Here is a 19,859-nt window from a genome sequence, read left to right as displayed (position 1 = left end):
TTACCTAATATGAAAGCGAAATTATTTTTACTTTTCTTCGGTCTTCTCGGTATGGTCGTACAGGCTGCAGCCAAGGAGAAGATCTACGTGAACAGTGAGGTCACAACCCACATCGTTATGCCCGAGAACATCAAATTGGTGGACATCTCCACGACCAAGATTATGGGCAACCAGTGCGCCGACAACATGGTGCGCATCAAGCCTTATCTGGAGCCAGACTCCATTAAAACCTCCTTTGACGAGAATGAATTGCTGGGTACTATCACCCTGATTGGAGAGCGCCATATCGCTCAGTATGACGTGGTTTATACCCGTTATCCCAATATGGCAGCCTCCATCTTTGAGGTAGCTTACAGCGATACCCAGTCCTATATCAACCCCGAGGTATCGATGCCCAAGGCCGAAATGGTGCGCTATGCGTGGGCGGTGTATGGCAGCAAGCGCAAGTACAATCAGGTGGTGTCGAATGCCCACGGTATGAAGGCCATCGTCAACAACATCTATACTATCGGGGACTATTTCTTTATTGATTATTCTTTACAGAACAAGACGAAGATTGCCTACGACATTGAGGAACTTCGCGTGAAGCTGACGGACAAGAAAGAGACGAAAGCCACCAACTCGCAGACCATTGAACTGACACCGGTTTACTCATTGAATCCGGTCAAGAAGTTCAAGAAGAATTACCGCAATGTGCTGGTGATTGAGAAACTGACCTTCCCGGATGAGAAGGTACTCCGACTGGAAATCTCAGAGAACCAAATCAGTGGCCGTGTCATTACGCTCACCATTGAATACGAAGACATCCTCAATGCCGATGGCTTTGATTCGGACATTCTGAAGAATTCTTCATGCTATCCGTACTATTACATTTACCGCTAAAACCTACCCGATATGAAGAAAATTTTAATGATCATCTGTTGTGCGTTTGCCGTTCTTTCAGCATCCGCACAGGACAAGAAACTCACGCTGAATGCAGGTTTCCTGTTCCCGAATACCTTGAATGCGATGATTGGTTACGAGTATCCGTTGAGCTATGGCAATGCCGTGGAAATCTACGGTGAAGTGGGGAACCATTGGCAGAAACCCACCTGTTGCCGATTTTGGAAGGGTTACTACTGGGATGGCGGATTGGTCTATAAGCAGCGACTGGTTCGTTACAAGAACGGCATGCTCCGCTTCCGTCTCGGTCCTCAGTTCGGTGCCACCCAGAAGAAGTTCTTCCTCGGTGTGGAAGCCGGCTTTGAATACAGCTATGTATTTCAGAACGGCTGGGAGTTTTCGCTGATCCAGAAGAACAACGTCAACTTCTTGCATGGAGATACTTTCCGCAACGGACTCTTAGTGGGTGTAAAGATTCCGTTCTGATTATCGTTTAACGTGTATTTTAAATGCAATAACAATGGCATTCGAAGAAACCCGGGAACAGCAACAGATGTACAACTACTTCCGCAGTTGCATCTACATCTTTCTCATCATCGAGATTGTGATGAATCTTCCCATCACGGCGGATAACCGTGTCACGCAGTTTATCCTGGACCTTCTGGCCCGCTTCAAGGTGTTCAACTCCGTGTCGGGCTGCAAGGTGGCAGAACTGATTTGCATCTGTGTAGTCTGTATCGGAACCAAGGCAAAGAAGGCGCTGAAGTTCAACGTCAAGACAATGGTCATCTATCCGGTGCTGGCGGGATTGACATTGGTCGGCATGTGCTTTATCTTTCACGGCATGAATGTCGGCATGAGCTGGTTCGGCTTCCCGGCCAACCGCATCCTCTATGCGCTCTGTTCGGTCGTAGGTACCATGCTGGTGCATCAGGGACTGGACGGCATTGCCAAGTACTACAACTACAAGGTAGGTGAAGACCGCTTCAACTTTGAGAACGAATCGTTCCAGCAGTCGGAGGCTCTGGTAGCCAATGACTATTCGGTGAACATCCCGATGATTTACTACTGGAAGCAGAAGATGCACAAGGGCTGGATCAACATTATCAATCCCTTCCGTGGAACGATTGTATTGGGTACGCCGGGTTCGGGTAAGTCTTTCGGCATCATCGATCCCTTTATCCGGCAGCACGCTGCCAAGGGATTTGCTATCATGTGCTACGATTTTAAGTTTCCTACATTGGCCAAGACACTTTTCTATCAGTATTGCAAGAACCGCAAGGCTGGTAAACTGCCACAAAACTGTGGCTTTCGCATTATCAACTTTACGGACGTGGAGTATTCCGACCGCATCAATCCGATTCAGCGCAAGTACATTCCGGACTTGGCGGCAGCTTCGGAAACCGCTGCTACCTTGCTGGCTTCCTTAAACAAGGGAGGCGGTGAAAAGAAGGGCGGTTCGGAAGCCTTCTTCACCAACTCGGCAGAGAACTTCCTGGCAGCCATCATCTATTTCTTTGTGAACTTCCATCCGGTAGGCTTCAAGAATGGCAAGAAGCTGAAACGCTATGTTTCTCTGGCACCAGACTCCGAAGTGGTCATACCCGAGGGAAATAAACTGGAACTGGTGATACGGAACTGGGACGATTACCATGCACTCGATACAAAGGGAAACATCATCCTGGACTTTGTGGACAAAGACGGAAACGATGTGTCAACGGATGAAGACCGAATGTTTGTGGATTTAAACGGCTTCTCGTATTTGGACCGGACGGGCAAACAAGTTCACATAGAACGCTGCTGGTACGAAGATGATAAAGGCAAGGAAGTAGAGCCGGACACCATCACCGGGGAGTTCTCGGACATGCCGCATGTGCTTTCTTTCTTAGGCAGGTCCTACGACCAGGTGTTCAACATTCTCATGCAGGACGACAAGATTGCTTCCCTCATGGCTCCCTTCAAGAGTGCCTACGAGAACAAGGCGAACGACCAGTTGGAAGGTATGGTGGGTACCCTTCGTGTCAATGCAGCCCGGCTGGTATCTCCGGAAGCCTACTGGGTGTTTACGGGGGACGACTTCGACTTGAAGATTTCTGACAAGGCAAATCCAAGTTATCTCGTGATTGCCAACGACCCGGAGAAGGAACAGGTCATCGGTTCATTGAATGCACTGGTGCTGAACCGACTGATTACCCGAGTAAACTCAAAAGGCAATATCCCGGTGAGCATCATTGTGGATGAGCTGCCTACACTCTATTTCCATAAGATTGACCGCTTGATTGGTACGGCCCGCTCCAACAAGGTGGCGGTGACCCTGGGCTTTCAGGAGCTGCCACAGCTGGAGGCTGACTACGGCAAGGTAGGCATGCAGAAGATTATCACGACCTGCGGTAACATCTTCATGGGTGCTGCCCGTAACAAGGAAACCCTGGAATGGGCGCAGAATGATGTGTTTGGCAAGGCGAAGCAGACTTCCCGGTCCATCTCCATCAACGACAACAAGGTATCGACCACCATCTCCGAAAAGATGGACTACCTGGTGCCTGCTGCCAAGATTGCGGATATGGCGACCGGTTGGCTGGCGGGTCAGGCTGCCCGTGACTTCACGGCTACGGACGAGCGGATGCTGAACCACTTCGACATTGAGCAGTCGGAGGAGTTCAAGACCACGAAGTACTTCTGCAAGACGCACTTCGACATGAAGAAGATTAAGGACGAAGAGGACCACTATGTACCGCTGCCGAAAATCTATGAGTTCAAGAACGACCGCGAGAAGGAAATCATGCTGAACCGCAACTTCAAACGGGTGAACGATGAAGTGGAGAAAATGGTCAAGGAACTGCTGGGTATGGCATAAATGATTAGTATAATGGCATCCTTACAATCAGCATATAAACATTCAAGCCTTTTGCCTCCATTGAGTGGTAGCGCACTGAAGGTCATTGCCGTTCTTTCGATGGTGGCAGATCATAGTGCCTACTACTTGATGGAGCACGGCACACTTCTTTATGAGGTCATGCGCTGCTTCGGTCGCATTGCTTTTCCAGTGTTCGCCTTCCTCATAGCTGAAGGCTTCCGGTATACCCGAAACCGGATGAAGTACTTCCTGCTGCTGCTCGGGTTTGCCGTAGTCAGTGAAGTGCCTTGGTACTTGCTGAACGGAGCGGACGGAACGCACAATGTACTCTTCACCCTGGCATTGGGTGTATTGGCTTTGGCTGCGATGGAAGCATTTAAAAAGGATGGCATCCTTTGTGGGGCTGTCATCCTTTCTATTGCTTGTTTCGCCACTTGGTCCGGAGTGGACTATGAGTGGCGGGGGATTCTGATGATGGTGGTGTTTTACCTGTTGGGAAATGTCTGCAATCCTTCTTTTCCCTCCGGTAGAAAGGCGCAGTTGTTCTGTGCCTTTCCGCTGATGATGCACTATGGGATAGTCGGGGCTTTGCTGGCATGTCTGGTGATTTCCAGCTATGATGGAACACGAGGGTTTATCTATGGCAAGGTGGCGAAGTATGGGTTCTATGCGTTCTATCCGGTGCATCTGCTCTGTTTAGTAGGATACATCGTTCTCTTTCCATAAGCCATTCATTCAAGTTTCCAGACAAAGCAGTTGCCGCTTGATTTCCAGACCACCTCCATATCCTGTCAGTTTACGATTGCTACCAATCACCCGGTGGCAAGGAACGATGACGGAGAGAGGATTGGCATTGTTGGCATTGGCTACTGCACGGACGGCAGCAGGTTTTCCGATACGGCAAGCCAACTCCTTATAGGTCTGGGTGCTTCCGTAGGGAATCTGTAATAATTCTTTCCATACACTCCGTTGGAAATCAGTTCCGGAAAGCAAAAGAGGCATTTGGAATGTAATTCTCTTTCCTGCAAAATATTCTTCCAGTTGGGATTGGGCTGTTTCAATTATCTCGCTTGTTCCTTCCAAATAGGTCGCAGAAAGTCTGGTCTGCAGCCGTTCGTCCATCCGTCGGCCATGTTCAGCTGTTGTGCGCCAGTTACACAAGCAGAGCCTGTCTTCAAAAGAACCCAGCAGCAATACCCCTATAGGTGAGGCATAAGGCTTGACTATAATTACTCGTTCTGTTCTCATATCCGTTTTGTTAGAAAAAGGAACCAGCCCATTCCACAATTTTTACAGCAGCCAATACCATGGCATAGATAAGTCCGCAGAGAATCACGATGAGAAAAGCCATACCGACCGCTTTCCGGTCTATCTCCTGCATGATGGCTCTGTCGCCCTCCACATATCCCTTTATCATGGCCGCATTTCTGGTAAATGCCCGTTTGAAGACATCACCGACTACTCCTATATAAGGAATGATACCGATAAGTACATCCAGAAGGATGTTGCAGACAATGGCCAGTGTCAGGGGAATGCTTTTCAGTTTGACAATGCTCAGATAAAGATAAGGCACTGCTAAAACCGAAGTCAGCGCATCACCGAAGCCGGGCAACACCAGACCAATCAATGGATCCAACAAGCGCCGGTCCATCCATAGGGCTATCGCATGCACCAGCTTGTACGATACCGAGTTCCGGATTATTTCCTGCTTCTCATTCGTCATCATCAGGATTGGGTTTTCTTTTCTTTACGCAGTTCCTTGTTGATACTTTGTACAATACTCTCGTTCAGCAGATGCTTGACTTCATCACTGTCCTTGGCATACTGTCCGGTAAGCTGGTAAGTTTCTTGAATGGCCGCCTTTCGCAGTTCTTTGACGATGCCTCCTTCAGGAATGAGCCTTTCACTTTGCCAGTATTCCACCACCCGGTTGACCATGGCAGAGCGGAGTGCCTTTCTGGTTTCCGCACTCAGTTTCTTGAATGGAAGTTCCTGTACACATTCCGTTTCACCGGGAATAAGCGGACAATCATTGACGGTATCATATTGTGGTCCGAAAGCCATGTAATCCTCCCACAGACCGAAGTCTTTCTCTATTTCCACAAAGGAAGCCGTCTCTACCTTCTTTTTGTGTTTCTTCTTAGCCATATCGTATTTGAAATGTCAGGATTCTTCCTCTCTGATAGCCTGCGCCAGTTGTTCAAAGCTGGCGCGGATTTCATCACGCACCCTTCTGAACTCGGTGATGATTTCTTCCGGTGTCCCCGTGAACGCATCGGGGTCGTCAAAGCCGATATGCAGTCTGTGTCTGACTTCACCGCTAAAGAGCGGACAGGTTTCACGGGCACCTCCACAGACCGTGATAACATAGTCCCACGGCTCGTTCAGATAGCGGTCTACCTGTTTCGGATAGTGTTGGTTCAGGTCGATGCCTATTTCCTTCATCACCTGAACAGCCAGGGGATGAACTTCACTGGCCGGACGAACGCCGGCTGAATGGACTTTAAACGAAGGTTCCAGTTGTTGCAGGATGCCGTGAGCCATTTGGCTTCGGCATCTGTTTCCGGTACAAAGTATCAGTATTTTCATGATTGAGGGATGGTATGTGAGGGATGAAAAGGACAACGCTTTCCGATACACTGGTTGTTAGCATCGGAGCGGTGGCAGACAATTGGTTTCATTTCCAGTGTGACACCCTTTGTTACTTGGAAATATTCGGCAGCCGCCTGAAGGGACAGGTAGGAGTTGCGCTTGCAGCAGCGGGGACCGCCCACTTCCCCGATTTTCAGCAGCGACCGGGCCGTCATCAGGTTGCTTTGTCCCCAGGATTCCTGAGTGAGCGGGGTGGCACCGGAGAGGATGGACATGCACATACCGGTACTGATGGCAGCCCCGCAGCTTCCCCAAAACCCACAGGCACCACCCGGCACCTTGCGTCCGCGTGCCATCATTTCCTTCAAGGCCGTCAGCAGCTCGATTTCACCTCCGGCATTGCGGTAGGCGGTCAGGAGCGCAGCACCGACCAGCGTATGATGTTCCGGTCCGTGCATGTGGCAGAAAGGCAGACTCATCAGGTGATCCAGTATTTCAACAGGATTTTTGGACGTTTCATTCAGGCAGTAACCGATGACGGCATCCATTCCCTTCGTATGGCATTCGTTGCAGACATAGTGTCCGTTGATGCAGCGCGTTTGGCTCATTTCCTGTCGGTGGCAGAGAGCGCATTCCATCAGCGTTTCCGTTCCCAGATACTCCAGCGGAGCCTGGCATATCAAGCATTCTTCTTTCATTATATAGTTGTTTCTTCTTTTTCTGAGTTGTTGCAGTAATGACACGAAGTTCGTAAAAAGTATGGAAATGAGCAAAGAAAGGTGCTTTTTTCTTTGGCCTTCCAAGCTACAGATGCTGCTTCATCACCTGTACCACTGTTTGTATGTATCTGGGGTCTTCTGCATAGCCGATGTCACGTAGCCATTTCAGATAATCTACATCGCTGGAGTTTATCCGGCTCTTTTGACCATACCGATACTGCACCTTGGTATAGTAAGCCCGGACACTTTCCGTCCAATGGTTGAACTCATAGTACTTTCCGGTTTTGGGATTGGTAAGGCCAAACAGGTTATGTCGGTTTCGGCAGAGCGGTGAACGGAACCACCCCGTTTCCAGTATGGCTTGTGCCAGTACTATCTTCGGATGCCGAATGCCGTTGCGGATGATTTCCTGATAGAGATTGGGAATAGTAAGTGCAGGAAGTTCTTTTTCGTGGGACACCCTTGCGTAAACTTTTCGGGCATATAGCTCCGAAAGCGGTTTCACAGGCACCTCTAGGGCAAGTGAGTCCTTTTCTGCCTTTTTGCAAGACTCATAAGCTCCCAAACTCCTCTGTAGGGTATCAGGAGCCATTTTTTGTTGCTTTTCAGGTAGGATTTCCTTCTCTTTTGTAATCGTATAGAACTGTGCCGATGCTGAAGCGGAACCAAGAATCAGTAATACGGCGGTCAGAATGATGTTGTGCATTTCTTTTCAATGATAGGGTTGACAATACTTTTGCGGGTGTTCAAGGCGGTTCCGACCGCAAATATATCGTTTTACTTAAACAATACGAAAATGCACAACATCAATCATTCTGAAAGGCTGCCCTACGAGAAACTGGCAGTCTTGGGCATTGACCGGGAAAAGGCCGACAGCCTCCCTCAGGAAGTGAAGGAGAAACTGGCTTCCGGAGAGGTCACACCGCTCTTGCAGGTGTCCATCAGTGCCCGGAACGGAGACCTTATCACACTTCCCCTCAAACTCCAGCTGGTATCGGATAAATACGGCAACCCGGCGCTCATGGCTTACCCGGTACGGGCCGTACTGGAAAAGGAACGCAACCAGGTGTTGTGCCTCACGGAACAGGAAGCCGAAAGGCTCAAGAAGGGTGAGGTCATCCAGAAAGCCGTGGAAGTAAACGGAGAAAAGACCCAGCAGTATCTGCAACTCGATCCCGAAACCAAATCCGTTATCCATCGCCGGGTTACGGATGTTCAGCTGGAACAGAAGCTCAAGGACATGGAGAAAGTCAACGACATCGAACTGGGCATGCAGCAGAAGCAGCAGGTACGCGAGGGAAAACCCATTGAACTGAATGTAGGCGGTGAGAAAGTGTCGGTTGGTGTGGATTTGAAAGAACCGCAAGGTTTCAAGGTCATCCAGGGCGACATGAAAGAGTGGGAACGTCAGCAGAAACTCCGCTATGACGAGCAGCATCCCGAGTTCCTGGGACTGGTGATGACGGACAAGAACCGCTGGGAATATCAGCAGGTGGTGGACAAGCAGTCGCAGGAAAGGGCTTTGAAACTTCATGCTCCGAAAGCTGAACAATCCAAAGGTCTCAAACTCTAAATCCTTTTCCCTATGGTCAAGAAGAATGCAGAGAAGGATGTCGGCTTTGTCCGGCAGTTCAACGAATTGAAGAAGAAACATCCCGATGCGGTGCTGCTCTTCCGTAAAGGTGACTTCTACGAAATGTACAAGGAAGATGCGCTCAAGGCATCGGTGATATTGGCGCTGAAGGTATCAGACAAGATTCTTCCTTTAGAGAAAGACCCCATCAAACTCCTGACCTTTCCCCGTCATGAACTGGACAAGCATCTGCCCAAGCTGATTCGCTCGGGTCAACGGGTCGCCATATGCGAGGCGATAGACCAGCCGAAACTGATGAAGAAACCCAAGGAGAAGGTCGGGGAAGAATTGAAAAGCCAGGATAAAACAAAAAAAGAAAACAACCTCAATCAGGAAACTATGGCGAAAAAGAAGAAAGAACAGGCTGTGCAGGAAGAGCCTACCAAGACAGTCAAGACGGCTGCAGAGGAAAAACCTGCCAAGGAAAAGAAGACGGAAGCCAAAGCCGAAGTCAAGAGTGAACAACAGGCCGAGCAGAAAGCGGAAGCCAAGCAGGAACGCAAGCCACGTGAACCGCAGATGATTACCGCCAACGGCGAGAAAGTCAGCCACGGCCATGCGTTCCAGAGCACCACCAATCCGGCGGACTGGTACTTCACCGCCAAGATTGACGGCGTACAGCTGAAGCCGCAGAAGATGGACGCAGCGGATTTGGCCGCATACCAGAAGAAGGACATGACGGTGCCGCAGCTGATGGAGAAGTATTATCCGACTAAACTCATGCCGAAGGTATCGGAAGAAGCGTACCAAATGCCGAAGCAGTTGTCCGGCCCTGATGGTGCCATTACCATCGACAAGTTCAATGTCTATAAGGAAAAGGACGAACAACGACCAGATTACGGCAAGTACAAGTTCTACGTGCAGATGGGCGACACCAAGATGTCAGCAGTGGCTTCCCGTGAGGACTTGAATGCCTACTTCGACCGGGTGGTCAGTCCCACACAACTCGTGGAGAAGAACTTCGGGGAACGCCTGCACCTGCAGTCTGCCTACGAGAAGTACCAGCTTCCCGAAGGAGTGGACCCCAAAGGAGTCCGTGTGGCCAAGGACCACTCCGACAACAAATGGAAGGTGTCGATGGACCTGGGCGACAAGGGCAAGACCAGCAAGCATGAAATCTCCTTCGATGACGGCTACTCGCTCTTCAAAGCCAAGACCGCTACCCGGGAACAGATTGCAGCCAAGTACCTCAATACGGAAATTACCGGGATGCTTTCAGCCGTGACCAACAAGTTGGAGAAGTCGGCTTCCATGAAAATGTAACAAAATCAAGAAAAACAAACGAATATTCAAGAAACAATAAAAGACGAAAAGATATGACAGCTAAAAAGACACACGAGGAGTTGGTAGAACTCCTTCAGGCCGGTAAAATCGGCTTCCTCCGCTTTGTGATGGATGGGGACAGTGCAGAGGATTATCTGGAGTGGTGCCAGACCCACGGCACGGATCCTTCGGATGAATCCGCAGAGTTTTATGTTGAACAGACGGACATCGACCAGATGGACCGTCAGGTAATGGATGACGAAAGCTATGGCGTATGGAACTAACACATCCGGCAATGCCGGGCAGGTAGCCATCGACCGCTTTGCCGAAATGATGATTGCCCGTATGGAGCAGATGAAGGCTTCCGACTGGAAGAAAGGCTGGATTGGGGGTGCATCCGGATTTGCAGGTCTCCCGCAGAACGTGGGTGGCCGCAACTATTCGGGTTCCAATTCCTTCTTCCTCCAGCTGCAGACCGCAGCCCAGGGCTACCGCCTGCCGGTGTACCTCACCTTCAAGCAGGCGCACAACCTCAAGGCCCATGTACTGAAAGGTGAAAAAGCCTTCCCCGTGGTCTATTGGGATGTGCTGGTCAAGGACAAGAACGGCCATAAGGTCAGTTCGGATGAGTATAAGGCCATGAGCAAGGAGGAGAAGAAAGGCATGGATGTCATTCCCTTCTTCAAGGCTTTCCCCGTGTACAACATCGACCAGACCAACCTGGCGGAGGTGCAGCCCGAACGGGTGCAGAAACTCATGGAGAAGTTCAAGGTGCCCGAACTTCGGGACAAGGAAGGCATGTATGTCCATGCCGCGCTCGACCGGATGATTGAGACGCAAGGCTGGCTCTGTCCCATACAGGCGGACAAGCGGGTGGACGGAGCTTTCTATTCACCGGCTCAGGACATCGTGGTGCTGCCCATGAAGGAGCAGTTCAACATCGGCGATACCCCCGAGGAAATCTACCGGGGCGGCATGGAGTTCTATTCCACCATGCTGCATGAGATGTCACACTCCACCATGACCCCTGAACGGCTCAACCGCGAGATGGGCGGACGCTTCGGAGACCCGAAATACGCCAAGGAGGAACTGGTAGCCGAACTGACGGCTGCCATGATCTGCCATTCGATGGGCTTTGACATGAAGGTGACGGACAACTCCGCAGCCTATCTGGATTCCTGGATTGGGGTGCTGAAGCAGGAACCGAAGTTCATCGTTTCCGTCATGGCGGACGTGAACAAGGCTTCAGATCTGATTCTGGACCAGGTGGACAAACAGCGGCTGGCACTCAACGAACAGCCCTACCTGACGAAGAACGACCCGTTTGCCCCGTTGGGCGAAGGAGAGGAAGTGCCGTTCAAGAATGCGGCCATCGTGAAGACACGCAACGGGGATTATGCCATCCGTGCTTCCTACGATGGTGTGGAACTGGGGTTGAAGAAGGTATCGAAAGATACGGCCAAGACCTATTTCCAACTGACGGACTACAAGGACAAGGCTGCCTTCCTGAACATGACGGCGCACAAGACTTTCGAGCCGGAGATAGCCAATCTCAAACGCACGCAGGCCGTGGGTGCCAAGTTAAGCATCTGATACCATGTAGAATCTTTAAATCCATGAACCATGACTGATTACAAGGTAAACTTCAAGGACCTCAAAGCCAAGGTAGGCATCGACGATGTAGCCTATGCGCTCGGCTACCGCCTCGACCGCAAGGCCGGTGTGGGCCGCTACATGGAGCTGGTGTTGGGTGACGGCAAGGAAAAGCGGGATGCGCTCGTAATCTGCCACCCCCAGGACAAGGCTTCCCAGCGGTTCTTCCGCCGCGACGGTTCCAAGGGGGATGTAGTTACACTCATCCGGGAGAACCTGAATGCCTTCAACGTGTCGGGCAAGGATGAATGGCAGAAGATAGCCAAGGTGCTGTCACGCTTTGCCAACATGCCCGAACCCGAATACCGCGAGGACAGGGAGTATGTGCAGTCAGTCAGGTATCATGCCACCTTCGACAGCTCCAGGTATGAGGTGAAGCCGATAAATCCCGATAAGATTCCGGCCATCTTCCAACAAAGGGGATTGTCCGATGAAACGGTACGCACCTTTGCTCCGTTCATCCGGCTCATCCGCGACAGGAAGAACGAGAACTTTGACGGCTACAACATCGGCTTCCCTTATACCAACGGAGAGAATGACAAGGTCCGGGGCTACGAAATGCGAGGGTACGGCGGTTACAAATCCAAGGCTGCCGGAAGTGATTCCAGTTCTTCTGCATGGGTGGCTGACTTGTCAGGTGGCTATCCGAATGTGGTGAAGAGTGTCTTCTTCTGTGAGTCGGCTTTCGATGTCATGGCATTCTACCAATGGAACCGGAAGCAACTGACCAATGAAATTGCCCTGGTATCACTGGGCGGCACGTTCTCTGATGGACAAATCCGGCAGGTGCTGAACCGCTTTCCCGGAGCCCGTCCGTTTGACTGTTTCGACAATGACCTGCCCGGTCGTATCTACGGCTTGCGCATGATGGCGCTGGTAGAGAACATCCCCTTGAAAATCAACCGAACCCGTGACAGTCTGGAAGTGGAAGCGAACGGACGTTCCTTCCGGCTTGATCCGGAGCGACCCTTTCAGGTGCAGGTCAAGGAACACCTGTCGGTCAGATACGATATGGGACAATGGCTTCCTCCCAAGGCATTCAAGGACTGGAACGACTGTCTGCTCAACAAACCGATGGAGGTGCGGCTGCATCCGACCAAACAGGACCAAATCAATAACCTGGCCGAACGCAGAAATGCAGGCCCTAAATTATAAACGTATGAATGTAAGACGATGGAAACGCTCCTTGTTAATCGCTGCTGTTGGCTTATTGATAGGCAAGACTCCGCTCTTTGCCCAACAGACCGACCCGGCGCTGACTTCTGCCGTACTGGGGCAGACCGCAGCCTTGAAGAAGATTCACAAGGACCGCAAGAAAACGCAGGAGAAAATCATTGCGGCGGAAGTGGCCGTAACCGCTTCCTTGGAGCGGATTCACCAGGTGGAAGACAAGATGCTGGACTACCTCTCGAATGCGCAGGGCGCCATGCAGAACCTCTACCAGATTAAGCGGGCTGGGGAACTGGTGGCCAAGGAAATCCCGCAGAACTGCAGTCTGCTCCTCAAATCGGTAGGCGGCAATCTGAAGGGAACCGTCATTGCGGCCATGGTATCGGATGAGCTGACGGATGCCGCCACCCAAATGACGGCACTCTTTCCCTTCATGAAACAGCTGGTGACTTCGGGCAAATATGACGTGACAGGAGATGACGGCAAGAACGAGAAGCACAAGGTGAACTTGCTGAACGCTTCGGAACGCTACTACATCGCCAACGAGGTTGTCAGCTGTTTGGAAGCCATCAACACCGACCTGTTTATTCTGGCCTGGCAGGTACGCACACTCTCATGGAACGACCTCTGGTTCTCGCTCGATCCCGAAGGATGGGCCAACGTGATGTCCGGCAAGAACATCATCGGCGGTATCATCTCGGACTGGAACCAGGGCTACAGCCTGAAATGGTAAATAGGTAAACTAACTTACTAATCAGCTAATCACAAAGTAATCAAGTAAGGAAATAAGAAAGTAATCAAAGCAACAAGTAACAGAATTATATAGTAAATAAATCATCCAAAAACAAAAGCGTATGGAAAAGAAAATAATCGGTCGCTGTCCCTTGTGTGGCGGCAACGTGGTAAAGACCTGCAAGGGCTACCGCTGTGAGAACAACATCGCCGAACAACCTACCTGTGTGCTGAATATCAACGGCATTATCGGCAACCGCAAGATGAGTGACGAAGAAATCACCGAACTGTTGGAGCACCGCTTCATCCTGTTGGACGGCTTTGCTTCCAAGGAGGGAAAAGCCTTCCCTTCCGTGCTGGAACTGGCAGACAATGGTGCCATCAACATGCAGTCCGTCATCGGCAAATGTCCGCATTGTAGCGGTGATATTCGGGTGGGTACACGCGCCTTCAACTGCTCCAATTACAGCAACCAGCAGGCACCGTGCAACTTCGCCATCTGGCGCAACATCGGTGGCCACCAGCTGAGTCTGACAGAAGCCAAGGAAATCTGTGAAAAAGAAATCACCTCCAACGAACTGGAGATGTATCGTGATGACGGCACCATCTACCGCAAGCGTCTCGGCCTTTCTCCCGACAAACTCCAAATCGTGAAGATATGAAACCGGGAATGAAAATGATTATCATGCTGGTAACCGCTGTCTGCTTCTGGGGCGGACTGTTTTACTTCGCCAGCTGTTCCGACCGACCCGAGAAACGGGCGGTGGAAATCGCAGAGAGAGCCTTGAAAGCAACTGTCGATAATCCGGAGTCCATCCAAATCAAGGGCATCAGCAAGGCAGATTCGGTATTCGGCAAGGAATATGTCAATCCACACGAGAAGGCTGCATTATCCATGCACCTGATGCAGTACGGCCACAAGTTGATGGAAGAAACGGACTACTTCCAGAACCTCGACAAGGACGATGCCGCAATGAGTGATCAGGTCACCCGTCAGTTGGATGCCATGACCACGCTCCGGGCTTTGATAGCTTATGGAGAACTTGAGGGAGCAAATCCGCATAAAGCCAAAGAAAAGAAGCCTTTCAACGGATGGAAGGTCAAGATAGATTTTGAAGCCAAGACCTTAAAAGGAAAGCCTTACCACTCGGAATACTGGTTCATCCTCGATAAGGAGGCGGAAATTGTAGTCAAATCATTTGAAATACCGCTGCTATGAAACTGAGAAACTTGTTCTTATCGTTATTGGCAGGAAGTACCTTATTCATTACCTCCTGCGAAGAATGTGACCATGAAGGAAACCAATCCATAGCTTCTTCCCTTCAGGTTGGTGATGTAGTCTGCTCGGATGGCAGTGTGCTGTCCAAAGAAAAGTTCAGTTCCTCCCAAAAGGAACCGGTGGCCATTGTCTATCATGTGAACCGGAATCCGGAGATCAAAGCTTTGGGCTATGCCGTTTCCATCAGGGACGTCGCATCGGCAGCCTTTGCCGACAGTCTGGGTGTCGAACAGGAAACGTCAGCTTCATTGGAAAAGGAAGACGGTAACGAGAACACCCATGCCATGTACCGCAACGAGGAAGTGAAATCTCCCTTAGCCGTTTATGTCTTCGATATGTGGCGCTACGGTCAGTCCGCCTACATCCCTTCGGTGAAGCAGCTCACTTACCTCTATCAGCAAATTGGGTTAGTCAACCAACGGATAGAGGCGGTCGGCGGATTACCCATCAGTCTGCAGCCCGGTGACTGCTGGCTGTGGACTTCCACCGAAGTGGAAGGGCAAAAGGACAGCAAGGCCTGGCTCTTCTCGATGCAGTCGGGAACCATTCAGGAGACTCCGAAGGACCAGGCGCATAAGTTCAGACCGGTGATAAGTATCTATTAGGTATAACTTCTAAATGCAAAGATTATGAATGAATTACTCGCACAACTCCAGATGAAGATGGAGGCATTCCAAAAGGATGCAGCCCTTCAAGCCGAAAAAGGAAATAAGGCAGCCGGTCAACGTGCCCGCTGTGTATCACTTGAAATGGAACCATTGCTGAAGCAGTTCAGAAAACTATCGTTGGCGGCAGCGAAGAAATAAAACAGTACGGTTTTATTTCTCATGTTTTCAAATTTTGATTGTTTTATCAAGGTCCTGGTGCGTGAGCATCGGGACTTTTTTGTAGCCTAGATGGAGCGGATGACTCTGCACGGGTTGCCAACGGCCAGGGAGTTAGCTGGAATGTCTTTGGTTACTACACTTCCGGCACCGATGACGCAGTTGTCTCCGATGGTGACACCGGGCAATACGCTGACGTGGGCACCTATCCATACATTGTTGCCGACATGAATGGGTTTGGCATATTCCAGTCCCTGGTTCCGTTGCTGCACATCTAAGGGATGACCTGCTGTATAGAATCCGCAGTTGGGAGCAATAAACACGTTGTCGCCAAAGGTAACGGGCGCTCCGTCCAGGATGACGCAGTTCACATTGCTGTAGAAGTTTTCACCCAAGTTGATGTTATAGCCGTAGTCACAATAGAAAGGTTGTTCGATGAGAAAGTCCTTTCCGGTCTTTCCCAACAGTTCACGAAGCAGTTGCTTCCGTTCTTCGATACGGGATGGCAACAGCTGGTTATAGCGAAAGCAGAGGTCCTTGCACTTTGTTCGTTCTGCAATCAGTTCAGCATCATAGTTGGCATCGTAGAGTTGGCCGAGCAGACATTTTTCCTTTTCAGTCAGTTTCATTAAATCAAAAGAATATATTTCTGTAAATTACAAGATTTCTCTAGCAATCCACGCACAAGCTTCTGCATCGGCCAGTGCATGATGATGGTGATCTAGTTGATAACCGCAAGCTGCTGCTACGGTGTACAGCTGGTGATTCTCCAGTTCAGGCAAGGTTTGGCGAGAAACGCTGAGTGTATCGTAAAACGGATAGTCGGGATAGTCCATCTGATAGACACGGAACACCGCTTTCAGACAGCTTTCATCAAACGGACTGTTATGAGCCACCAGGGGAAGACCTTCGATCAACGGCTCTATTTGTTTCCATACCTCTGGAAAGACCGGGGCATCTTCGGTGTCCTCACGGGTAAGGCCATGCACCTGACTGCACCAGTAGTTGTAGTAATTGGGCTCGGGGCTGATGAGGGAGTAGAAGGAATCTACAATCTCTCCGTTGCGTACGATGACAATGCCTACGGAACAAACGGATGAGCGTTCGTTGTTGGCGGTCTCAAAGTCTATGGCTGCAAAATCTTTCATGGGTTGTTCTTTGGTTGAATGTATAGAGTTCTGCTCAAATCAGTAAACTATGCCTTTCTGTTTCATTTCTTCCCGAATAAGTTCTGCTTCGGTATGGGTCAACTTCGGAAGTTGTACCTGTTCCGGACTCTCTTGCTGGTAAGCCTTCACTTCGTTGATGAGCATTTGCCAGTCGTAAAGGAATTCCTCGCTACAACCGTGTTTCTGATAAATTTCTTTGGCGGCTTCCAGTATCTCTCCGGCGCAGCTGTCATTTCCTTGGAATACAACAGCCGGAATCTCGTTATGGAAACAGTCTCTCAATAAGCGTATTTGATCTTTCATTGTTCTTGGTGATTAATTCTGTGCTTTATCGTGCCTTTCTGAACATTTATTTTCAGGGCCTGCAAAGATAGTGAGTTTTCGGATAGATTAAAAGTTAAACATTCATCTTTAACAGCTGGCGGATTCTTTCCTTAGTCAGGCATTTCCACTCCCGATGAATTTTCCGATACAAAGAAACGAAGGGTCGGTACGGCAGCAAATGGCGCTTTGCTTGGCTGCAAGGAAAGCAGCCGGCAGCCTTCCACAATTTGTGCCAAATTGGGTATTCCGTCTGCTTTCCCCTTGCCACATTTGCCTTCCGTCCCTTACACCCTTCGTGAGAAGAGGCATCGTAAAAATCACCCGGGAGTGAGAAGCCGAAAGGCTTCAAACCAAAGGGAAAAAATTAGTTCAGCTATGGCATACAAACTTAAAGACCGAAAAGAAAAGATGCTCTATAAGGGCAGTGTTTACGAACTTACCCTGCAGTGGGACAGAGAGAGTCTCCGCAAGTGCTTTTGTGGTATGCCTCCTTTCTATGCACACATCCGGAAGGACGGCAACAACTTCGCACATATCGACTGCTATTCCACCGGGGACGATTTCAGTGTGGAACCCATGCACCCGCTTTTTGAAGAGCCGGAATGGATAGTTCACTTCCTAAAGTCGGACATCAATTCCATTCCACTAAAGAAACTGCTGGAACTGCTTCCTATCTAATTCAAGGAGTAACGAACTTAAAAAGAAAACGCTATGGACACACTCATTGAAGCCATCCCGACATGGGCACTCTGCTATCTGTTCAACTCGGATGCAACCGGACTGACGGATGAAGAAATCGCTCTGATTGACCAGTGGTACACAGAGAACAAGGTCATGGGTATCACTACCGCAACGGAACAAGAGGGAGAATGTTTCCCTTACTTCTCACACTATCCGGCTTTCGGACTTCCTGCCGAAGTGGTGGACTGCCACGTTATGGTACGCTGAATACAGCCGGTGACTGCTGATGATTATTTACGCTTAAACATAGGAACATATGAAAGGAACTGACCATTTCAAGAAACTCATCAAGAACTATCTTGATAACCGAGCCAAGGAAGATGAACTCTTCCGTGCCAAGTATGAAACCACCACACGCACCATTGACGATGTGGTAAACTATATCTTCCATGCCGTACAGCAATCCGGCTGCTGCGGTTTCAGCGACATGGAGGTTTATGCCATGGCAGTCCATGCGATAGATGAACCTCATTTGGAAATTGGCAAGCCGATGGACTGCAATGTGGTAGTGAATCATCACATTGAGCTGACTGAGGCTGAGAAGGCAGAACAGCGAGCCATTGCCCTCAAGCGGTATCAGGAGGAGGAAATGCGAAAGTTGCAGCAACGCAACAGCCGACCAAAAGCAGCCAAACCGCAACCCAAACCCATTCAAGAACTCTCACTCTTTCAAGGCATGGAACTATGAAGGCAAGAACGAAAATAGAAAAACAGGTGGCAGCTTCCAATGAGAAGCTGACCGTCCTAAGCCCCAAAGTGATAACATGGGCAGTGCGGAAAGTGGCAGGACATGTCTGCTTCCGTACTTCCGCACACAAATGTACCTGTGGCGATTGTAGCAGGCAGTTCGACTATGAGGGAAAAGGCAAGTCTGTCTGCTGCCCTTATTGCGGTACTCGCTTACAGATAAAGGACACCCTCAAACGCACCATCAAGGAAGCCTACTACTTTTCTTCCCTCGAAGTAATAGACCATTTGCAGGTGCAACGGGTATTCCGTTTGGAAACGACCTTCCGGAAAGGAATGCCGATGGAGGTAGACTACTGGGAAGCATGCCGTTTGTGGCTTAATGCCGAAGGCAAGTTGGCTGTCACGGCAAGGGCAAGGACATTGAGCTATTATGTGGACTGCTTTGATTGGGCATCCGAAATCTCCTTGAAGCGACCGAACGAAGTTCACTGGCTCATTGCAGACACCTATGTCTATCCGCACTATCGGTTGCTGCCCGAACTGAAACGCAACGGCATGAAAGGCAAGCTGCCCGACTGCCACCCGATGAAGCTGATGAAAGCCGTGCTGACAGACAGCCGGATGGAAACCATCCTCAAGTCAAAAGATTTACATGCCGTGTCTTACTTTGTACACCGACCTTTGGAACTTGACCGATGCTGGCAGTCGTATAAAGTAGCCACCCGGCATCACTACCGCCCTTCGGACATGGGATTGTGGGCAGATACCATCCGCTTGCTGGAGCAGTGTGGCAAGGACATCTGCAACCCCAAGTATATCTGTCCGCAGAACCTCAGAGCCGAGCATGACTATTGGATGAACCGACACAACCAAATGGAGCAGAAACGCAGAAGCCAGGAGCAGATGCAGCGAGCCAAACGGAAGGAAGCCGAGTTCTACAAGGAGAAGTCACGCTACTTCGGTATCACCATCACCGACAAAGACCTGGTGATTTCGGTACTCGATAGTCTGGAGGCCTTCCAAACCGAGGGAAATGCCCTGCATCATTGTGTCTTCCAATGCGAATACTATGCCAAGGCGGACAGCTTGATACTATCGGCTCATGACAAGGAGGGGAATCCCATCGAAACGATTGAGTTTTCACTGACCGAGGGGAAAGTGATACAGAGCCGAGGGCTGTGCAATACGAATACTCCGCACCACGACCGGATTGTCCGGCTGGTCAATGCCCATGCCCATCAGATACTCGCAGCCAAACAGACAGCGTAAATTCCTTATATATGTTCCGCTCCGACTTCCGCCGTGAGGCGTGGGTCGGAGTTTAAAAGCAT

Annotated in this window: 27 protein-coding genes; 18 read left to right on the top strand and 9 right to left on the bottom strand. The window is 50.1% G+C overall.

Translation table 11 applies throughout. The features are described from left to right. The first annotated feature begins 9 nt into the window (after positions 1-9). The 4 genes from traN to NEE14_RS01530 are packed head-to-tail and all read left to right on the top strand — an operon-like array spanning position 10 to position 4,465. The gene (gene traN / locus NEE14_RS01545) at positions 10-882 is read left to right on the top strand and encodes a conjugative transposon protein TraN (RefSeq protein ID WP_005938431.1); all 873 of its coding nucleotides are present in this window, start codon (positions 10-12) and stop codon (positions 880-882) included. A 12-nt stretch (positions 883-894) separates the two neighbouring features. Continuing rightward, entirely contained in the window at positions 895-1,368 is a 474-nt protein-coding gene (locus tag NEE14_RS01540) for a hypothetical protein (protein WP_005938429.1), read from the top strand. 34 nt (positions 1,369-1,402) lie between these two features. Continuing rightward, on the top strand, positions 1,403-3,739 hold the full coding sequence (locus NEE14_RS01535) for a type IV secretory system conjugative DNA transfer family protein (RefSeq protein ID WP_005938427.1): 2,337 nt from the start codon (positions 1,403-1,405) through the stop codon (positions 3,737-3,739). A gap of 12 nt (positions 3,740-3,751) precedes the next feature. Beyond that, the gene (locus tag NEE14_RS01530; protein ID WP_005938423.1) at positions 3,752-4,465 is read left to right on the top strand and encodes a TraX family protein; all 714 of its coding nucleotides are present in this window, start codon (positions 3,752-3,754) and stop codon (positions 4,463-4,465) included. A gap of 9 nt (positions 4,466-4,474) precedes the next feature. Here the strand turns inward: NEE14_RS01530 and NEE14_RS01525 are convergent, their stop codons facing one another. From NEE14_RS01525 to NEE14_RS01500, 6 genes are all read right to left on the bottom strand, one after another. Continuing rightward, a complete protein-coding gene (locus tag NEE14_RS01525; protein WP_005938420.1) occupies positions 4,475-4,987 on the bottom strand; it encodes a methylated-DNA--[protein]-cysteine S-methyltransferase in 513 nt (170 codons plus the stop codon). A gap of 10 nt (positions 4,988-4,997) precedes the next feature. After that, positions 4,998-5,465, bottom strand: coding sequence for a DUF4112 domain-containing protein (locus NEE14_RS01520; RefSeq protein WP_005938417.1), 468 nt, complete (start codon positions 5,463-5,465; stop codon positions 4,998-5,000). Then, positions 5,465-5,887: a hypothetical protein gene (locus NEE14_RS01515; protein ID WP_005938415.1), complete on the bottom strand. Its 423-nt coding sequence runs from the start codon at positions 5,885-5,887 to the stop codon at positions 5,465-5,467. The genes NEE14_RS01520 and NEE14_RS01515 overlap by 1 nt, the downstream gene beginning before the upstream one ends. 15 nt (positions 5,888-5,902) lie before the next feature. Then, on the bottom strand, positions 5,903-6,328 hold the full coding sequence (locus NEE14_RS01510) for an arsenate reductase ArsC (protein WP_005938412.1): 426 nt from the start codon (positions 6,326-6,328) through the stop codon (positions 5,903-5,905). Beyond that, positions 6,325-7,029, bottom strand: a complete 705-nt coding sequence (locus NEE14_RS01505; protein ID WP_005938409.1) for a DUF5714 domain-containing protein — start codon at positions 7,027-7,029, stop codon at positions 6,325-6,327. Before NEE14_RS01505 ends, NEE14_RS01510 begins: the two co-directional genes overlap by 4 nt. A 106-nt stretch (positions 7,030-7,135) precedes the next feature. Further along, entirely contained in the window at positions 7,136-7,756 is a 621-nt protein-coding gene (locus NEE14_RS01500) for a glucosaminidase domain-containing protein (protein WP_005938407.1), read from the bottom strand. A gap of 90 nt (positions 7,757-7,846) precedes the next feature. Between NEE14_RS01500 and NEE14_RS01495 the strand changes: the two genes are divergently transcribed. The 10 genes from NEE14_RS01495 to NEE14_RS01450 all read left to right on the top strand — a co-directional run bounded on the left by NEE14_RS01495 (position 7,847) and on the right by NEE14_RS01450 (position 15,586). After that, positions 7,847-8,623 (top strand): DUF4099 domain-containing protein, encoded by a 777-nt coding sequence (locus NEE14_RS01495; protein WP_005938403.1) that lies wholly within the window; start codon positions 7,847-7,849, stop codon positions 8,621-8,623. 12 nt (positions 8,624-8,635) lie between these two features. Further along, complete coding sequence (locus tag NEE14_RS01490; RefSeq protein ID WP_005938400.1) at positions 8,636-9,946, top strand: hypothetical protein; 1,311 nt, start codon at positions 8,636-8,638, stop codon at positions 9,944-9,946. A 53-nt stretch (positions 9,947-9,999) separates the two neighbouring features. Further along, complete coding sequence (locus NEE14_RS01485; protein WP_005938397.1) at positions 10,000-10,230, top strand: hypothetical protein; 231 nt, start codon at positions 10,000-10,002, stop codon at positions 10,228-10,230. After that, positions 10,214-11,539, top strand: coding sequence for an ArdC family protein (locus tag NEE14_RS01480; protein ID WP_005938394.1), 1,326 nt, complete (start codon positions 10,214-10,216; stop codon positions 11,537-11,539). Before NEE14_RS01485 ends, NEE14_RS01480 begins: the two co-directional genes overlap by 17 nt. Positions 11,540-11,569: 30 nt before the next feature. Further along, complete coding sequence (locus tag NEE14_RS01475; protein ID WP_005938391.1) at positions 11,570-12,754, top strand: DUF3991 and TOPRIM domain-containing protein; 1,185 nt, start codon at positions 11,570-11,572, stop codon at positions 12,752-12,754. Positions 12,755-12,758: 4 nt separating this feature from the next. After that, complete coding sequence (locus NEE14_RS01470; protein ID WP_005938388.1) at positions 12,759-13,502, top strand: hypothetical protein; 744 nt, start codon at positions 12,759-12,761, stop codon at positions 13,500-13,502. Between the two features lie 121 nt (positions 13,503-13,623). Beyond that, on the top strand, positions 13,624-14,163 hold the full coding sequence (locus tag NEE14_RS01465) for a topoisomerase C-terminal repeat-containing protein (protein ID WP_005938385.1): 540 nt from the start codon (positions 13,624-13,626) through the stop codon (positions 14,161-14,163). Continuing rightward, on the top strand, positions 14,160-14,720 hold the full coding sequence (locus NEE14_RS01460; RefSeq protein WP_005938383.1) for a hypothetical protein: 561 nt from the start codon (positions 14,160-14,162) through the stop codon (positions 14,718-14,720). The genes NEE14_RS01465 and NEE14_RS01460 overlap by 4 nt, the downstream gene beginning before the upstream one ends. Continuing rightward, positions 14,717-15,385, top strand: a complete 669-nt coding sequence (locus NEE14_RS01455) for a hypothetical protein (RefSeq protein WP_005938381.1) — start codon at positions 14,717-14,719, stop codon at positions 15,383-15,385. The genes NEE14_RS01460 and NEE14_RS01455 overlap by 4 nt, the downstream gene beginning before the upstream one ends. Positions 15,386-15,409: 24 nt before the next feature. Beyond that, positions 15,410-15,586 (top strand): hypothetical protein, encoded by a 177-nt coding sequence (locus NEE14_RS01450; protein WP_005938379.1) that lies wholly within the window; start codon positions 15,410-15,412, stop codon positions 15,584-15,586. 86 nt (positions 15,587-15,672) lie between these two features. Here NEE14_RS01450 and NEE14_RS01445 read toward each other — a convergent pair whose 3' ends face one another. From NEE14_RS01445 to NEE14_RS01435, 3 genes are read right to left on the bottom strand one after another with little or no spacing between them, the layout of a single operon-like run. Then, entirely contained in the window at positions 15,673-16,233 is a 561-nt protein-coding gene (locus NEE14_RS01445) for a sugar O-acetyltransferase (protein WP_005938377.1), read from the bottom strand. 27 nt (positions 16,234-16,260) lie between these two features. After that, positions 16,261-16,752, bottom strand: a complete 492-nt coding sequence (locus NEE14_RS01440; protein WP_005938374.1) for a 3'-5' exonuclease — start codon at positions 16,750-16,752, stop codon at positions 16,261-16,263. 39 nt (positions 16,753-16,791) lie between these two features. Beyond that, on the bottom strand, positions 16,792-17,076 hold the full coding sequence (locus NEE14_RS01435) for a hypothetical protein (protein ID WP_005938372.1): 285 nt from the start codon (positions 17,074-17,076) through the stop codon (positions 16,792-16,794). 396 nt (positions 17,077-17,472) lie between these two features. Between NEE14_RS01435 and NEE14_RS01430 the strand changes: the two genes are divergently transcribed. Genes NEE14_RS01430 through NEE14_RS01415 form a run of 4 tightly spaced genes read left to right on the top strand, consistent with a single transcriptional unit; the run spans position 17,473 to position 19,797 of the window. After that, on the top strand, positions 17,473-17,775 hold the full coding sequence (locus NEE14_RS01430; RefSeq protein WP_005938370.1) for a hypothetical protein: 303 nt from the start codon (positions 17,473-17,475) through the stop codon (positions 17,773-17,775). Between the two features lie 33 nt (positions 17,776-17,808). Beyond that, on the top strand, positions 17,809-18,045 hold the full coding sequence (locus NEE14_RS01425; RefSeq protein ID WP_005938369.1) for a DUF6926 domain-containing protein: 237 nt from the start codon (positions 17,809-17,811) through the stop codon (positions 18,043-18,045). Positions 18,046-18,094: 49 nt separating this feature from the next. Next, complete coding sequence (locus NEE14_RS01420) at positions 18,095-18,526, top strand: PcfK-like family protein (RefSeq protein ID WP_005938367.1); 432 nt, start codon at positions 18,095-18,097, stop codon at positions 18,524-18,526. Beyond that, a complete protein-coding gene (locus NEE14_RS01415) occupies positions 18,523-19,797 on the top strand; it encodes a PcfJ domain-containing protein (RefSeq protein WP_005938364.1) in 1,275 nt (424 codons plus the stop codon). The genes NEE14_RS01420 and NEE14_RS01415 overlap by 4 nt, the downstream gene beginning before the upstream one ends. Positions 19,798-19,859 lie beyond the last annotated feature (62 nt).

Source organism: Parabacteroides sp. AD58, from assembly GCF_023744375.2.
GTDB lineage: Bacteria > Bacteroidota > Bacteroidia > Bacteroidales > Tannerellaceae > Parabacteroides > Parabacteroides absconsus.
The sequence above is the reverse complement of the archived record's forward strand: the minus strand, read 5'-3'. Positions and strand labels throughout refer to the sequence as shown.

Excerpts from the sequence above, each read along its gene's own strand:
- NEE14_RS01500 (WP_005938407.1), bottom strand. The coding sequence starts at position 7,756 with ATGCACAACATCATTCTGACCGCCGTATTACTGATTCTTGGTTCCGCT.
- NEE14_RS01515 (WP_005938415.1), bottom strand. The coding sequence starts at position 5,887 with ATGGCTAAGAAGAAACACAAAAAGAAGGTAGAGACGGCTTCCTTTGTG.
- NEE14_RS01445 (WP_005938377.1), bottom strand. The coding sequence starts at position 16,233 with ATGAAACTGACTGAAAAGGAAAAATGTCTGCTCGGCCAACTCTACGAT.
- NEE14_RS01465 (WP_005938385.1), top strand. The coding sequence starts at position 13,624 with ATGGAAAAGAAAATAATCGGTCGCTGTCCCTTGTGTGGCGGCAACGTG.
- NEE14_RS01420 (WP_005938367.1), top strand. The coding sequence starts at position 18,095 with ATGAAAGGAACTGACCATTTCAAGAAACTCATCAAGAACTATCTTGAT.
- NEE14_RS01460 (WP_005938383.1), top strand. The coding sequence starts at position 14,160 with ATGAAACCGGGAATGAAAATGATTATCATGCTGGTAACCGCTGTCTGC.
- NEE14_RS01495 (WP_005938403.1), top strand. The coding sequence starts at position 7,847 with ATGCACAACATCAATCATTCTGAAAGGCTGCCCTACGAGAAACTGGCA.
- traN (WP_005938431.1), top strand. The coding sequence starts at position 10 with ATGAAAGCGAAATTATTTTTACTTTTCTTCGGTCTTCTCGGTATGGTC.
- NEE14_RS01505 (WP_005938409.1), bottom strand. The coding sequence starts at position 7,029 with ATGAAAGAAGAATGCTTGATATGCCAGGCTCCGCTGGAGTATCTGGGA.
- NEE14_RS01470 (WP_005938388.1), top strand. The coding sequence starts at position 12,759 with ATGAATGTAAGACGATGGAAACGCTCCTTGTTAATCGCTGCTGTTGGC.
- NEE14_RS01475 (WP_005938391.1), top strand. The coding sequence starts at position 11,570 with ATGACTGATTACAAGGTAAACTTCAAGGACCTCAAAGCCAAGGTAGGC.
- NEE14_RS01525 (WP_005938420.1), bottom strand. The coding sequence starts at position 4,987 with ATGAGAACAGAACGAGTAATTATAGTCAAGCCTTATGCCTCACCTATA.
- NEE14_RS01455 (WP_005938381.1), top strand. The coding sequence starts at position 14,717 with ATGAAACTGAGAAACTTGTTCTTATCGTTATTGGCAGGAAGTACCTTA.
- NEE14_RS01485 (WP_005938397.1), top strand. The coding sequence starts at position 10,000 with ATGACAGCTAAAAAGACACACGAGGAGTTGGTAGAACTCCTTCAGGCC.
- NEE14_RS01540 (WP_005938429.1), top strand. The coding sequence starts at position 895 with ATGAAGAAAATTTTAATGATCATCTGTTGTGCGTTTGCCGTTCTTTCA.
- NEE14_RS01530 (WP_005938423.1), top strand. The coding sequence starts at position 3,752 with ATGGCATCCTTACAATCAGCATATAAACATTCAAGCCTTTTGCCTCCA.
- NEE14_RS01535 (WP_005938427.1), top strand. The coding sequence starts at position 1,403 with ATGGCATTCGAAGAAACCCGGGAACAGCAACAGATGTACAACTACTTC.
- NEE14_RS01415 (WP_005938364.1), top strand. The coding sequence starts at position 18,523 with ATGAAGGCAAGAACGAAAATAGAAAAACAGGTGGCAGCTTCCAATGAG.
- NEE14_RS01430 (WP_005938370.1), top strand. The coding sequence starts at position 17,473 with ATGGCATACAAACTTAAAGACCGAAAAGAAAAGATGCTCTATAAGGGC.
- NEE14_RS01490 (WP_005938400.1), top strand. The coding sequence starts at position 8,636 with ATGGTCAAGAAGAATGCAGAGAAGGATGTCGGCTTTGTCCGGCAGTTC.
- NEE14_RS01510 (WP_005938412.1), bottom strand. The coding sequence starts at position 6,328 with ATGAAAATACTGATACTTTGTACCGGAAACAGATGCCGAAGCCAAATG.
- NEE14_RS01425 (WP_005938369.1), top strand. The coding sequence starts at position 17,809 with ATGGACACACTCATTGAAGCCATCCCGACATGGGCACTCTGCTATCTG.
- NEE14_RS01480 (WP_005938394.1), top strand. The coding sequence starts at position 10,214 with ATGGCGTATGGAACTAACACATCCGGCAATGCCGGGCAGGTAGCCATC.
- NEE14_RS01435 (WP_005938372.1), bottom strand. The coding sequence starts at position 17,076 with ATGAAAGATCAAATACGCTTATTGAGAGACTGTTTCCATAACGAGATT.
- NEE14_RS01440 (WP_005938374.1), bottom strand. The coding sequence starts at position 16,752 with ATGAAAGATTTTGCAGCCATAGACTTTGAGACCGCCAACAACGAACGC.
- NEE14_RS01520 (WP_005938417.1), bottom strand. The coding sequence starts at position 5,465 with ATGATGACGAATGAGAAGCAGGAAATAATCCGGAACTCGGTATCGTAC.
- NEE14_RS01450 (WP_005938379.1), top strand. The coding sequence starts at position 15,410 with ATGAATGAATTACTCGCACAACTCCAGATGAAGATGGAGGCATTCCAA.